Here is a 14,164-nt window from a genome sequence, read left to right as displayed (position 1 = left end):
AATTTCATGCTTCATTCTTTATTCTGTAAATTTGCAAATTGAGATAATAATGCAATAATGAATTTACCAGAAAGTTATATTCCGATTCTTATACAAGCTGGTGTTGCAGTTGCGTTCGTAGCTGTTTCTTTGCTTGGAGCCCATTTTCTAGGACCACGCCAGAAAAAAGGGAATTCTGTAAAAAATCAAAGTTGGGAATGTGGGATACCTGTAGAGGGAAATGCGAGAACACCTTTCTCGATTAAATATTTTCTGACTGCGGTATTGTTTGTACTATTCGATATTGAAATCGTATTTTTTTATCCTTACGCAGTAAACTTCAGAGAATTCGGATATGAAGGATTCTTAGCGGTACTTACTTTCGTAGCCATTTTCTTTGTAGCCTTCTTTTACGTTTGGAAGCGGGGAGCATTGGATTGGGATATATAATGAGGAAATTATAATTTAATAATTAAAAATTTGAGAGGAGTTTTTTGTATTCAAAGTGGATAAAATAATTGAATTAAAATTCCGGGTCTAAAATCCAAAATCTAAAAAATGTCAGATCAAAAACCAATAATAAGAACAGATGCACCTGCTCCTGAAGGATATGAGGGAGAAGGATTTTTCGCAACGAAACTGAGCAGTGTGATCGGTATGGCAAGAAAATTTTCTTTATGGCCGTTACCATTTGCTACCTCTTGTTGTGGTATCGAATTTATGGCGACCTTAAACCCTACCTATGACGCTGCACGATTTGGGATGGAAAGAAACTCTTTCTCTCCGAGACAGGCAGATATGCTGATGGTTTGCGGCACCATATCAAAAAAATTAGGACCTGTCCTAAAAGAGGTTTACACTCAAATGGCTGAACCTAAATGGGTAGTAGCTGTTGGAGCATGTGCTTCAAGTGGAGGTATTTTTGACACTTATTCTGTATTACAGGGCATTGATAAAATCATTCCTGTAGATGTATATGTTCCGGGATGCCCTCCCAGACCCGAGCAGATTATTGAAGGAGTAATGCAGGTTCAGGCTCTTGCTGAAAGCGAAAGTATCCGAAGAAGAGATATGCCTGAATATCAAAAGCTATTAGATTCCTATAACATAAGTAACTAAACGGAAATGACAAACGAATTTGTATTAGAAGCAATCACAAGAGAATTTCCGGAATCTGTAATTTCCAGTTCAGAGCCTTATGATATGCTGACGTTGGAAATTAAAAAAGAAGACATCAAAAAGGTTATTCACTATCTTAAAGATTCTTCGCTGGAAATTAATTTTCTGACCGATATTTGCGGAATTCATTATCCTGAATTTGAAGACAAAGAAATAGGCGTTGTTTATCATTTGCATAATATGATGACCAATTTCCGAATCCGTCTGAAAATTTTCATGCCTAGAGAAAATATGGAAGTGGATTCTCTTACGGAATTATATGCTGGTGCTAACTGGATGGAAAGAGAAACTTTCGATTTCTTTGGAATCAAATTCAAAGGACATCCTGATCTGAGACCTATTTTAAATATGGAAGATCTCGGATATCACCCGATGCTGAAGGAATACCGTCTTGAAGATGGTACCAGAACAGATAAGAGTGATAATATGTTCGGAAGATAATAAAATTGCTAAAAAGCCTTTAGCTTAATGCTTAAAGCCTAAAAATATGAAAGATAACTCATTATCTAATATACTTAACCAATACGAAAGCAAGGAACAGATTGACGGCCAGCTATACACCCTCAATTTAGGCCCTACCCACCCGGCTACTCACGGGATTTTCCAGAACGTTTTAACCATGGACGGAGAGAGAATTCTTCATGCTGAGCAAACTGTAGGATATATTCACAGAGCTTTCGAAAAAATTTCTGAAAGAAGAAATTTTGCCCAGATTACTACCCTTACCGACCGTATGAACTACTGTTCTGCCCCTATCAACAACTTGGGATGGCATATGACTGTAGAAAAGCTGATCGGTGTAGACGTTCCTAAACGTGTAGATTATATGCGTGTAATCCTTATGGAGCTTGCAAGAATAGGTGACCACCTGATTTGCAACGGAGTTACAGGAATGGATACAGGAGCCATTACAGGACTTACCTATATGTTCATCGAAAGAGAACGTATTTATGATATGTATGAGCAGATCTGTGGTGCAAGAATGACAACCAACATGGGAAGAATCGGAGGCTTTGAAAGAGATTTCACTCCAAAATTCCATGAACTTATAAAAGACTTCTTAAAAACTTTCCCACCAAGATTCCAGGAATTCTGTAATCTATTAGAAAGAAACAGAATCTTTATGGACAGAACCATCGGTGCCGGAGGTATTACTGCTGAACGCGCTTTAAGCTATGGTTTTACCGGACCTAATTTACGTGCTACGGGTGTTGATTATGATGTAAGAGTAGCACAGCCTTATTCTTCTTATGAAGATTTTGATTTTATTATTCCTGTAGGAACTTCGGGTGATACTTATGACCGATTTATGGTTCGCCAGCAGGAAGTTTGGGAATCCATCAAAATCATTAAACAAGCCTATGAAAATCTTCCTGAAGGTGATTTCCATGCTGATGTTCCTGATTTTTATCTTCCTGAAAAAGCTGATGTTTACAGTAAAATGGAAGCTCTTATCTACCACTTTAAAATTGTAATGGGGGAAACTGAAATCCCTAAAGGTGAAGTATACCACCCGGTAGAAGGAGGAAACGGAGAGTTAGGATTCTATTTAGTGAGCGACGGAGGAAGAAGTCCTTACAGACTTCACTTTAGAAGACCGTGTTTTATTTACTACCAAGCATATCCTGAAATGATTACAGGTTCTGTAATTTCTGATGCGATTGTTACGATGTGTAGTATGAATATTATTGCGGGAGAATTAGACGCGTAAAATTGTAAAAAGTATCATTGTAAAATGTATTCATGATTTTGCAATGATTAAATAAATAAAGTCATTAGTACATTGTACATTGTACAATAATACATTTAAAAAAATGAACGAAACAATAGCTTTTAAACCGGAAAGTCTGGAGCAGGTGCAAAAAATCATTGCACGATATCCTGAAGGAAGACAAAAGTCAGCTTTAATACCGGTTTTGCATTTAGCACAAAAAGAATTTGGAGGATGGCTCGATGTCCCTGTTATGGATTATGTAGCCGGATTACTAAGCATTAAACCCATTGAAGTATATGAAGTAGCAACGTTTTATACGATGTTCAATATGAAACCGGTTGGTAAATATGTTTTGGAAGTTTGCAGAACGGGACCTTGTATGGTTTGTGGAAGCGAAAAGATATTGGATCATATCAGAACCAAGCTGAATATAAAAGATGGTGAAACTACCGAAGATGGAATGTTCACTTTAAAGCCTGCAGAATGTCTGGGAGCTTGTGGATATGCTCCTATGCTGCAGTTGGGAAAATTTTATCACGAAAATTTAACGATAGAAAAAGTAGATGAAATCCTTGATCTTTGCAGACAGGGACAAGTTGCTTTGGATTAATTAAAATAAAGGATGAGTAAAAAACTTTTACTTAAAGATGCACATATAGAAGGTATTCGCTATTTCGATACTTACCGTAAACAGGGTGGGTACGGATCTGCTGAAAAAGCCTTGAAAATGACACCGGACGAAATCCTGGAAGAGGTAAAAGCTTCCGGACTTCGTGGACGTGGTGGAGCAGGATTCCCTACAGGAATGAAATGGAGCTTTCTGGCTAAGCCGGAAGGGGTTCCAAGACACCTGGTAGTAAATGCGGATGAATCAGAGCCTGGTACATTCAAAGACAGATATCTGATGGAATTCATCCCTCACCTTTTGATTGAGGGAATGCTTATTTCTTCATATTGTTTAGGTTCAAACACTTCATATATCTATATCCGTGGAGAATATTCATGGATTCCGGACATTTTGGAACAGGCTATTGACGAAGCCAAAGCTGCCGGATTTTTAGGTAAGAATATTATGGGAACAGGCTTCGATCTGGAAATTTATGTTCAGAGAGGAGGTGGAGCTTATATATGTGGAGAAGAAACGGCATTACTAGAATCTCTTGAAGGTAAAAGAGGAAATCCAAGGCTAAAGCCACCTTTCCCTGCTGTAAAAGGACTTTGGGAAAGACCAACCGTGGTAAACAATGTAGAATCTATTGCAGCCATCGTTCCTATCATTGATATGACCGGTGCTGAATATACTAAAATAGGTGTTGGAAGATCAACCGGTACTAAACTTATTTCCGCTTGTGGAAATATCAACAAACCGGGAGTTTATGAAATCGATATGACTATTACCGTAGAAGAATTCATTTATTCTGATGAATATTGTGGTGGTATTCCAAACGGAAAAAGACTGAAAGCCTGTATTCCCGGAGGAAGCTCGGTTCCGATCGTACCTGCCAATTTATTGCTTAAGACAGTAAACGGAGAACCGCGATACATGAACTATGAATCATTGGCTGACGGAGGTTTTGCTACCGGAACTATGATGGGTTCGGGAGGTTTTATTGTTTTAGATGAAGATCAGTGTGTGGTAGAACATACCATGACCCTGGCAAGGTTCTATAATCACGAAAGCTGTGGGCAGTGTACACCATGTCGTGAAGGAACCGGATGGATGTATAAAATTTTAAAGAAAATAGAGAACGGACAAGGAAAAATGGAAGATATCGATCTTCTCTGGGATATCCAGAGAAAAATCGAAGGAAATACCATCTGTCCTTTGGGAGATGCAGCAGCATGGCCTGTTGCCGCAGCAATACGTCATTTTAGGGATGAATTTGAATGGCACGTAAAAAACCCGGAATTATGTTTAACACAAAATTATGGATTAGCACATTATGCAGATCCTATTCCGGCGCCTACAGTTAATTCCTAAACTAAAAAAACATTAAATTGAAAACAAAATTATTATCCCTACTATTTTTAGTAGTTGTAACATTAAGTGTAAAAGCACAGTCAGAACCGTTTAAAAAAGGATCAGTAATGGTATTTTGGGGTTGGAATTTCTCAACATATTCAAATTCGGATATTCATTTCAAAGGAGATGGATACGATTTCCAGTTGAGTAATGTTGTAGCAAATGACAGACCTACTCCATTTACATTCAAAAAGTATTTTAAGCTTTCCAACATTACTATTCCTCAGGTAAACTACAGAGTGACCTATTTCCCAAAAGATAATTTTGGAATTACATTAGGAATGGATCACATGAAATATGTAATGGATCAGAACCAGACCGTTAACTTTAAAGGATATATCAATAATCCTGAATATGCTGCGATGGTTCAGAATGGACAAGTTGATTTAAGAGATTCTAATTTCTTAACATTTGAACATACAGATGGATTAAACTATATCAATATCGGTGCTCAGAAATATCACAATGTTATTGATAAAAAGAATATTGATCTTTTCCTAAGTTATGGTGGAGGATTAGGTGCTTTAGTACCAAAATCCAATGTTCAGTTAATGGGAAATGAAAGAAGTGACAGGTTCCATTTAGCAGGATTCGGTCTTGATGCAAGAGCCGGTGTAAGTTTGGTTTTATGGAGACACGTTGTTGTACAGGTGGAAGGAAAGTATGGATATATCAATATGCCGGATGTTAAAACAACTCTTAATAACAAACCTGATAAAGCATCACAGGATTTTGTGTTTGGAGAATTCAACTTTGGAATCGGGTATACATTTAATACAAGAAAGCAAAAATAAAAAGAGCTTATCTGCTTTAATAGCATAAGCAAAAAGCATATAATATGAGCGAAGAGGTTAAAAAATTCAAAATAACAATAGACGGACAAACCACTGAAGTGATGCCTGGTACTTCCATTCTGGAAGCTGCAAGACAGATCGGTGGCAAATCTGTTCCTCCTGCAATGTGCTATTACAGCAAATTGGAAACCAGTGGAGGAAGATGCAGAACTTGCTTAGTAGAAGTTTCCAAAGGGTCGGAAGCCGATCCTCGTCCTATGCCTAAGTTGGTTGCAAGCTGCAGAACAAATGTAATGGATGGAATGGAAGTGAAAAACCTTACTTCTGAAAGGGCACAGGAAGGCAGAAAAGCCGTTACTGAATTCCTTTTAATCAACCACCCTCTGGATTGTCCTGTCTGTGATCAGGCTGGAGAATGCCATCTTCAGGATTTAGGATATGAGCATGGTGTGGAGGGAACACGTACAGAATTTGAAAGAAGAACCTTTGATGCCGACGATATAGGACCTCATATTAAACTGAATATGAACCGTTGTATCCTTTGTGCAAGATGCGTTCTTACTGCTAATCAGCTTACGAATGAAAGAGAGCATGGAATTCTATTCAGAGGAGATCACGCAGAAATATCAACCTATCTTAACAAGGCATTGGATAATGATTTCATAGGAAACGTTATCGATGCATGTCCGGTAGGAGCATTAACAGACAGAACCGCCCGCTTTGCAAGCAGAGTCTGGTTTACAAAACCAATGAATGCAACATGTAAATGTGAGAAATGTTCAGGGAAAGCTGTCCTGTGGATGAAAGGTGATGAGATCATAAGAGTTACCGCAAGAAAAGACCAATGGGACGAAGTGGAAGAATTTATCTGTGATACATGCCGTTTTGAAAGAAAAGATCTTAAATACTGGAATATTGAGGGTCCTAGACATATAGACAGACATTCAGTTATTTCACTGAACCATTATGAAAAGCCGAAAGATGAGCTAAGAGTTTTAGATAATCCGATGGCAAAGGAAATCAGCGAAAAAGACGAACAATAATTTTAATTTAAAGACATTAGATTTCAGGTGGTCTGAATCTCATATCTAAATCAATATAAAATGGATTTAATTACATTTAAACTTATACTTGTACTGGCATTGTTCCTGTTATCATTAACAGTAGCAGCCTACTCTACCTGGGCAGAAAGAAAAGTTGCGGCTATCATGCAGGACAGGATCGGACCTAACAGGGCCGGGCCTTTCGCTCTACTTCAACCGTTAGCAGATGGTGGAAAATTCTTTTTCAAAGAAGACTTTACACCTGCCAATGCTGAAAAATTCCTTTTTGTACTGGGACCTGCCCTGGTCATGTTTATTTCACTGATCACAGGAGCGGTTATTCCTTGGGGTAAAAGTTTAAATATCGGAGGTACTTCATTCGATCTTCAGGTAGCTAATATTGACGTAGGTGTTCTTTACATCATCGGTATGGCTTCTATCGGAGTTTACGGAATTATGATCGGAGGCTGGGCATCCAACAACAAATATTCATTAATAGGTGCTATCCGTGCTTCTTCTCAGATGATTTCTTATGAGCTGGCAATGGGATTGGCTCTTCTTGCCATTATTATGATGACAGGAAGTTTAGATATGAAAGTGATCACTGATGCTCAGAGTTCAGGAAAAATCTGGGGGCTTTTTTCCCTTGATGGTATGAACTGGAACATTTTCTATCAGCCTTTGGCATTCCTTATTTTTGTTGTTGCAGCTCTGGCTGAAACCAACAGACACCCTTTCGACTTACCTGAATGTGAATCCGAACTGGTAACAGGATATTCTACGGAATACTCATCCATGAAGCTTGGACTATACATGTTTGGAGAATATGTGAACATGTTTATTTCAAATGCATTCATCGTGGTTCTTTTCTTCGGAGGTTATAACTATCCAGGAATTGAATGGGTAACCCAGAACTGGGGAGAAAATGCTGCAGGTATTTTAAGTATCGTATCATTTTTATTTAAAACAATCGTTGGAATTCTGATCTTTATGTGGATCAGATGGACGCTTCCAAGATTCAGATATGACCAACTGATGCATTTGGGATGGAAAACTTTAATTCCATTGGCATTGGTGAATTTGATTATTACAGGTGCCGTGATATTGGCATTTGGAAACTAAGAGAGAATAAGAATATATTTTTAATACTGGACATTGTTCAGTCTAAAAAAATTAAAATAAATGAAACTTACGAACAGATCAAAAGTTGTTTCTAATAAAGAAATGACCCTTGCTGAGAAAATCTATTTACCTGCGATTTTCAAAGGAATGGGGATTACGCTTAAGCATGCTGTAAGGAACGTAGTAAAAGGTTCGCCTACTTACGCTTACCCTGAAGTACAAAAACCAAGAGCAAAAGTATGGCGCGGCCATCATGTCCTTAAAAGAGATGAAGAAGGGAGGGAAAGATGTACAGCTTGCGGACTTTGTGCTGTAGCATGTCCTGCAGAAGCAATTACAATGACTGCTTCTGAAAGGACTAAGGAAGAAAAACACCTTTACAGAGAAGAAAAATATGCATCAGTATATGAAATCAATATGCTGAGATGTATCTTCTGCGGAATGTGTGAAGAGGCCTGTCCTAAATCTGCCATCTATTTAACTGACAGATTGGTAGATGTAGAAACCAACAGAGGTTCTTTCATCTATGGAAAAGATAAATTAGTGGAAAAAATAAATGAAAGGATTGACATCACAGCAAGACAATCCGAGAAACAAAAAAATGCAGTAAAATAATGGATCAGTTTTTATTTTTCTTGGTAGCGTTTCTAGCAGTGGCAAGTGCTGTCTATTTTGTATTTGCAAGAAATCCTTTATATGCTATTTTGTCCTTAATCGTAACTATGTTTTCAATTGCCGGTATGTACATTTTATTGAATGCTCAATTCCTGGCAATTATTCAGATTATCGTTTACGCCGGAGCCATCATGGTATTATTCCTTTATATCCTGATGATGCTTAACCTTAATAAAGCAGATGAAAGTAAAAAGAACAATGCATTGAAATTTGTAGGAGTTTTTACTGCCGGGCTTTTATTGATTGGTATTTTAGGTGTATTCAGAGGAGTTAGAGAGAACCATATCGTAGTAGATAATGTAGACAGAGGCGTAGGGCTTACAAAAAACCTCGGAAGGCTTTTATTTAATGAATATGTTTTACCGTTTGAACTTGCTTCCATCCTTATTTTAGCTGGTATTGTAGGTGCGGTATTAATCGGTAAAAAAGATTTATAAAATTATGGGAGAAGTAAATACATTTATACAAAGTATCCCTCTGGAATATTTCATTATTCTTTCTTCAGTATTGTTCTGTTTGGGAGTATTGGGAGTATTGCTTAGGAAGAACGCTATTGTAATCTTAGGTTGTGTAGAGCTTATGCTGAATTCTGTAAACCTTTTATTGGCTGCCTTTTCAGCGTATAAAGGAAACGGAGACGGACAACTTTTAGTTTTCTTCATTATGGTGGTTGCTGCTGCGGAAGTAGCGGTAGGTTTAGCAATTATTGCTATGCTATATAGAAATACCCGTTCTGTAGATGTAAGTATATTTAATAAATTAAGAGGATAAGGAATGGAAAATTTAGTGTATGCAATAGTACTTTTACCACTTTTAGGGTTTCTTATTAACGGTTTATTCGGAAAAAATCTTCCAAAAATATTGGTTGGCGGACTAGCAACAGCAGCAGTCTTCGGATCTTTCTGTATTGCAGTAAGCCTTTTCATGAATTTCAATTCTGAAAGCCAGCCTGTAATCGTAAAAGCTTTTGAATGGTTTAGAGTCAACGGAATTCAGGTTAATTTCGGATTTCAGATTGATCAGTTATCATTAATGATGATCATGATCATTACGGGAATCGGATCTTTAATCCACCTGTACTCTATCGGATATATGAGTCATGATAAAGGATTCTATAAGTTCTTTACTTATCTGAATCTGTTCATTTTCTCCATGCTCCTTTTAGTAATGGGTAGTAATTACCTTATTCTATTCATCGGATGGGAAGGTGTAGGACTTTGTTCTTACTTATTGATCGGATTCTGGTTTACTAACGAAGAATATGGTAAAGCGGCAAGAAAAGCTTTCATCATGAACAGAATTGGTGACCTTGCCCTTTTGATCGGTATTTTTATGATCGCTTCTCAAACGAATGCTATTGATTATCTTTCAGTAGCTCAGAATTCTTCAAAATTTGAATTAGACGGAACAGTGATCATCTTTATCACAGCGAGTTTATTCATCGGTGCTACCGGTAAATCGGCTCAGGTTCCTTTATATACATGGCTACCGGATGCGATGGCAGGACCTACTCCTGTTTCAGCCTTGATCCACGCCGCTACGATGGTTACTGCAGGGGTTTATCTTGTAGTAAGATCAAACTTCTTATTTACTTTGGCACCTACTGTACAGGGAGGTATCTTATTCATAGGGTTCTTAACTGCTGCATTGGCTGGTTTCTATGCACTACGTCAAAACGATATCAAAAAAGTATTGGCTTACTCTACAGTATCCCAGCTTGGATTTATGTTTATCGCTTTAGGTGTTGGTGCTTATACTACGGCAATGTTCCACGTAATGACACACGCTTTCTTTAAAGCATTGTTATTCTTAGGTGCTGGTTCTGTAATTCACGCAATGGGTGGAGAACAAGATATGCGTTTTATGGGAGGACTGAAAAAATATATTCCTATTACGCATGCTACTTTCCTTATCGGGACATTAGCAATCTCAGGATTCCCTTTACTTTCAGGGATGATATCCAAAGATGAAATTTTAGTGGCTGTTTATGCTAAAAACCCTGTTTACTGGGTAATATTATTCATTTTAGCAGCAGTTACCGCAACATATATGTTCAGATTGTATTACCTTACTTTCGCAGGAACCTTCAGGGGTACTGAAGAGCAGAAACATCATTTGCATGAAAGTCCGACTAATATGACTTTACCATTGATCGTACTGGCTATTCTTTCTGTAATCGGCGGATTTATCAACCTTCCGCATTTCATAGGACATGGTCATTATGCTAAACTGATGGAATGGTTGAAGCCGGTTCTTACAGAAGAGAGCTTTAAACAGATGGAAGCTACTCTTACCGGAGTAAATGTTAATACTGAATACATACTTTTAGCATTGACCATAATTATGTTCTTCTCTGTATGGTTCATCGTCAAAAACACTTATGTTAATAAGAAAAAAATGGCTCTTGCCGAAGAGGAATATACAGGATGGGAAAAATTATCTGCTAAAAAATTATATATAGACGAGCTTTACAATGCTATTATTGTAAAAACGGTAGAAGGATTAGGACGCGGAGGAAAAATGTTTGATAAGGGTATTTTAGACCGTTTTGTAAACTTCGTGGGAGAAGGTGCTGAAGACAGTGGAAAATCAATGAAACGTATTCAAAACGGAAATGTAGAGAACTACATTTTGATCATGTCTTTAGCTGTGGGAATTATACTGATTGTTAACTTTATATTACAATAATAATGTCTTGTTTATTATTAACATTATTACTTTTACCTCTAGTAGGTTCGGGATTAGTTTTTGCATGGAAGAATAATTCCAGCAAGTATCTGGCGTTTGGAATAGCAATGATTCAGATGTTAATCACATTTTATATACTTTCGGATTTCAATTTTACTCCGACTGTGGATAGTGTGCTGCAACACGAAATCAATTATCCCTGGTCACAGTTTATAAAAAGTAATCTTCATTTCGGAATTGACGGAATGAGTATGCTGCTTTTATTGCTGACCAACATTCTGACTCCACTTATCATTCTTTCTTCATTCAATGAAAATGTAAGCTACAGAAACTCTTTTTATGGTCTTATTTTGTTAATGCAATTTGGACTAGTGGGAGTTTTTACCGCATTAGACGGATTATTATTCTACATTTTCTGGGAAGTAACTTTAATCCCTATCTGGTTCATTGCCGGACTTTGGGGACAGGAAAACAAAAGGCTGGAATTCACTACAAAATTCTTCGTATATACATTTGTAGGATCATTATTTATGTTAGCCGGATTGATCTATGTATACAACCACTCTGCATCATTCGCTCTGACAGATTTATATAATGCAAATCTTAACGATACGCAGCAGGTCGTCATATTCTGGTTTATTTTCTTTGCTTTTGCAGTGAAATTACCGGTATTCCCTTTCCATACATGGCAACCTGACACATACACCTACTCTCCCACTCAGGGATCTATGTTGCTATCAGGAATCATGCTGAAAATGGCCATCTACGGTGTTATACGTTATTTATTACCGATCACACCATCAGCTATCTTTGGAATTTCCGGACAGATTGTCATTATCCTTGCTATTATAGGTATTGTTCATGGAGCATTAATTGCTATTATCCAGAATGATATGAAGAGAATCATTGCCTACTCTTCTTTCTCGCATGTTGGTTTAATGGTTGCAGGTATTTTTGCTTCTGCAGTATTAACACTAAGAGGGACTTTTACTATAGAAGGAGGAGAAGGTGCTTTAGTACAAACCTTTGCTCACGGTATCAACGTAGTGGGGTTATTCTATTGTGCTGATATTTTATATAAAAGATTTAAGTCAAGAGATATCAGACAAATGGGTGGGCTTGCTAAGGTAGCTCCTAAATTTGCTGTGTTATTCTTGATTATTTTATTAGGGTCGATGGGTGTTCCGTTAACAAACGGATTCATCGGGGAATTTATCCTTTTGAAATCGGTTTATGATTTTAACGGATTGGCGGCTATTATTGCAGGTCTTACCCTCATTCTTTGTGCTATATATCTTTTAAGATTTTATGGAAAAGCAATGTTTGGAGAAGGAGATCCGGCGGTATTGAGTACTGCAAAAGATTTATCAGGAGTTGAATTTTCCGTATTGGCAAGTTTAACGGTTTTTGTGATCTTACTTGGTATTTTCCCACAACCGATAATCGACATGGTGAGTAGTTCGTTGAAGTTTATCTACCAATCAATGGTTAGTTAATTTGATATTTTAAAAAATGAGTGTTTTAATTATTGTTTTCCTAACGGCAGTTGTTGCGTTATTTTCAGGAGTTTTTGAACAAGGAAAATTCGCAAGATACATTGGGATTTTGGGATTAATCATCGCATTGTATGTAAGTTTCTTGCCAGAATGTACATTCTTTGAGCATTATAAACATATGTATGAATATAGCTCCAATGCTGCGCTATTTACAAAAATTTCAATTGTAACTACCTTATTACTATTCTTTTTGGGAGGTTTTGCGTTCAGTAATCACAGAAGCCACCAATCAGAATTATATGCTTTGATGTTATTTGCACTTTGCGGAGGTATTGTATTATTTGGCTTTCAGAATATGGTTACACTATTTCTGGGAATCGAAATCCTTTCCATCCCATTATACGTAATGGCAGGAGCTAATAAAACCGATCTGAGATCAAATGAAGCTTCTTTAAAGTATTTCTTAATGGGATCATTTGCCACAGGATTTTTATTATTCGGTATTGCATTTATTTATGGGAGTACAGGAAGTTTAGATTTATATAAAATCCATGATTTCGGGGTATCCAACCCAGGCAACGTCATGTTTACCCTAGGAGTTCTTCTTATGCTTTGTGCTTTGGCATTTAAAGTATCTTTGGCCCCTTTCCACATGTGGAGTCCGGATGTATATCAAGGTTCACCTTCACTAATTACTGCATTTATGGCAAGTGTTGTAAAGATTTCAGGATTCTTTGCATTCTTTAAATTAATGACTATAGGGTTTGCAGGAGCATTCTACGATTGGATTCATGTTTTAGGCGTATTACTCATAATTACTTTATTATTGGCTAACGTCATGGGACTTGCCCAGACGAATGCTAAAAGAATGTTAGCTTATTCATCAGTTTCCCATGCAGGATACATTGCTTTGATCTTCTTTGGAATGAACACACTATCTACTTATAATCTTGCATTTTATTTATTTGCCTATTCATTATCTACGGTAGGGGTATTTATGTGCCTGATATGGGTAGAGAAGCTGAAAAGAGAAACATCTTTCAATGCTTTTAAAGGATTAGGCAAGTCTGAGCCTCTATTAGCTACGGTAGCAACGATTTCTTTACTTTCTATGGCCGGAGTTCCACTTACTGCAGGATTTATGGGGAAATTTGCTTTATTCTCCCAGGCTATCAACTCAGCACCGTTCCTGGTTCTGGTTGCCGTATTAGGATCAGCAATCTCCATAGCTTATTATTTAAGATTGATCATTGCCATGTTCTTCTTTAAAGAAAGTACATTTAAAACTTCAGAGAAAGTAACACTTACTTATAATATTGTAGCAGTATGTATTATTGTTTCAATCATTGTATTGGGAGTTTTCCCTGACTTGTTTGCTAAACAATTCGGATTATAATTGATCCGATTTCAATAAAGTAAAAAGCACAACATTCTGTTGTGCTTTTTTATTT

15 protein-coding genes are annotated in these 14,164 nt (G+C 37.2%); all 15 read left to right on the top strand.

Annotated elements, in window-relative coordinates; all coding sequences use genetic code 11:
* Window positions 1-57 precede the first annotated feature (57 nt).
* The 15 genes from Q0A18_RS07660 to Q0A18_RS07590 all read left to right on the top strand — a co-directional run bounded on the left by Q0A18_RS07660 (window position 58) and on the right by Q0A18_RS07590 (window position 14,109).
* Window positions 58-429, top strand: coding sequence for an NADH-quinone oxidoreductase subunit A (locus tag Q0A18_RS07660; protein WP_292009560.1), 372 nt, complete (start codon window positions 58-60; stop codon window positions 427-429).
* Between the two features lie 108 nt (window positions 430-537).
* Entirely contained in the window at window positions 538-1,098 is a 561-nt protein-coding gene (locus Q0A18_RS07655) for an NADH-quinone oxidoreductase subunit B (RefSeq protein ID WP_292009559.1), read from the top strand.
* A gap of 6 nt (window positions 1,099-1,104) precedes the next feature.
* On the top strand, window positions 1,105-1,599 hold the full coding sequence (locus tag Q0A18_RS07650) for an NADH-quinone oxidoreductase subunit C (protein ID WP_292009558.1): 495 nt from the start codon (window positions 1,105-1,107) through the stop codon (window positions 1,597-1,599).
* A 46-nt stretch (window positions 1,600-1,645) separates the two neighbouring features.
* Complete coding sequence (locus Q0A18_RS07645; protein WP_292009557.1) at window positions 1,646-2,869, top strand: NADH-quinone oxidoreductase subunit D; 1,224 nt, start codon at window positions 1,646-1,648, stop codon at window positions 2,867-2,869.
* A gap of 103 nt (window positions 2,870-2,972) precedes the next feature.
* Window positions 2,973-3,482 (top strand): NAD(P)H-dependent oxidoreductase subunit E, encoded by a 510-nt coding sequence (locus Q0A18_RS07640; RefSeq protein WP_292009556.1) that lies wholly within the window; start codon window positions 2,973-2,975, stop codon window positions 3,480-3,482.
* Between the two features lie 12 nt (window positions 3,483-3,494).
* Window positions 3,495-4,853, top strand: a complete 1,359-nt coding sequence (gene nuoF / locus Q0A18_RS07635) for an NADH-quinone oxidoreductase subunit NuoF (protein WP_292009555.1) — start codon at window positions 3,495-3,497, stop codon at window positions 4,851-4,853.
* Window positions 4,854-4,870: 17 nt separating this feature from the next.
* Window positions 4,871-5,689, top strand: a complete 819-nt coding sequence (locus tag Q0A18_RS07630; RefSeq protein WP_292009554.1) for a hypothetical protein — start codon at window positions 4,871-4,873, stop codon at window positions 5,687-5,689.
* A 44-nt stretch (window positions 5,690-5,733) separates the two neighbouring features.
* The gene (locus Q0A18_RS07625) at window positions 5,734-6,732 is read left to right on the top strand and encodes a 2Fe-2S iron-sulfur cluster-binding protein (protein ID WP_292009553.1); all 999 of its coding nucleotides are present in this window, start codon (window positions 5,734-5,736) and stop codon (window positions 6,730-6,732) included.
* 60 nt (window positions 6,733-6,792) lie between these two features.
* The gene (gene nuoH, locus Q0A18_RS07620; RefSeq protein WP_292009552.1) at window positions 6,793-7,854 is read left to right on the top strand and encodes an NADH-quinone oxidoreductase subunit NuoH; all 1,062 of its coding nucleotides are present in this window, start codon (window positions 6,793-6,795) and stop codon (window positions 7,852-7,854) included.
* Window positions 7,855-7,914: 60 nt separating this feature from the next.
* A complete protein-coding gene (locus Q0A18_RS07615) occupies window positions 7,915-8,469 on the top strand; it encodes an NADH-quinone oxidoreductase subunit I (RefSeq protein ID WP_292009551.1) in 555 nt (184 codons plus the stop codon).
* Complete coding sequence (locus Q0A18_RS07610) at window positions 8,469-8,966, top strand: NADH-quinone oxidoreductase subunit J (protein WP_292009550.1); 498 nt, start codon at window positions 8,469-8,471, stop codon at window positions 8,964-8,966. The genes Q0A18_RS07615 and Q0A18_RS07610 overlap by 1 nt, the downstream gene beginning before the upstream one ends.
* Before the next feature lie 4 nt (window positions 8,967-8,970).
* Window positions 8,971-9,300, top strand: a complete 330-nt coding sequence (nuoK, locus tag Q0A18_RS07605) for an NADH-quinone oxidoreductase subunit NuoK (RefSeq protein ID WP_184191816.1) — start codon at window positions 8,971-8,973, stop codon at window positions 9,298-9,300.
* A 3-nt stretch (window positions 9,301-9,303) separates the two neighbouring features.
* Complete coding sequence (gene nuoL, locus Q0A18_RS07600; RefSeq protein WP_292009549.1) at window positions 9,304-11,217, top strand: NADH-quinone oxidoreductase subunit L; 1,914 nt, start codon at window positions 9,304-9,306, stop codon at window positions 11,215-11,217.
* 2 nt (window positions 11,218-11,219) lie between these two features.
* Window positions 11,220-12,713: an NADH-quinone oxidoreductase subunit M gene (locus Q0A18_RS07595; protein ID WP_292009548.1), complete on the top strand. Its 1,494-nt coding sequence runs from the start codon at window positions 11,220-11,222 to the stop codon at window positions 12,711-12,713.
* A gap of 16 nt (window positions 12,714-12,729) precedes the next feature.
* On the top strand, window positions 12,730-14,109 hold the full coding sequence (locus tag Q0A18_RS07590; protein ID WP_292009547.1) for an NADH-quinone oxidoreductase subunit N: 1,380 nt from the start codon (window positions 12,730-12,732) through the stop codon (window positions 14,107-14,109).
* The last annotated feature ends 55 nt before the right edge of the window (window positions 14,110-14,164 follow it).

The organism is Chryseobacterium sp. (assembly GCF_022712095.1).
Classification (GTDB): Bacteria; Bacteroidota; Bacteroidia; order Flavobacteriales; family Weeksellaceae; genus Chryseobacterium.
The sequence above is the reverse complement of the archived record's forward strand: the minus strand, read 5'-3'. Positions and strand labels throughout refer to the sequence as shown.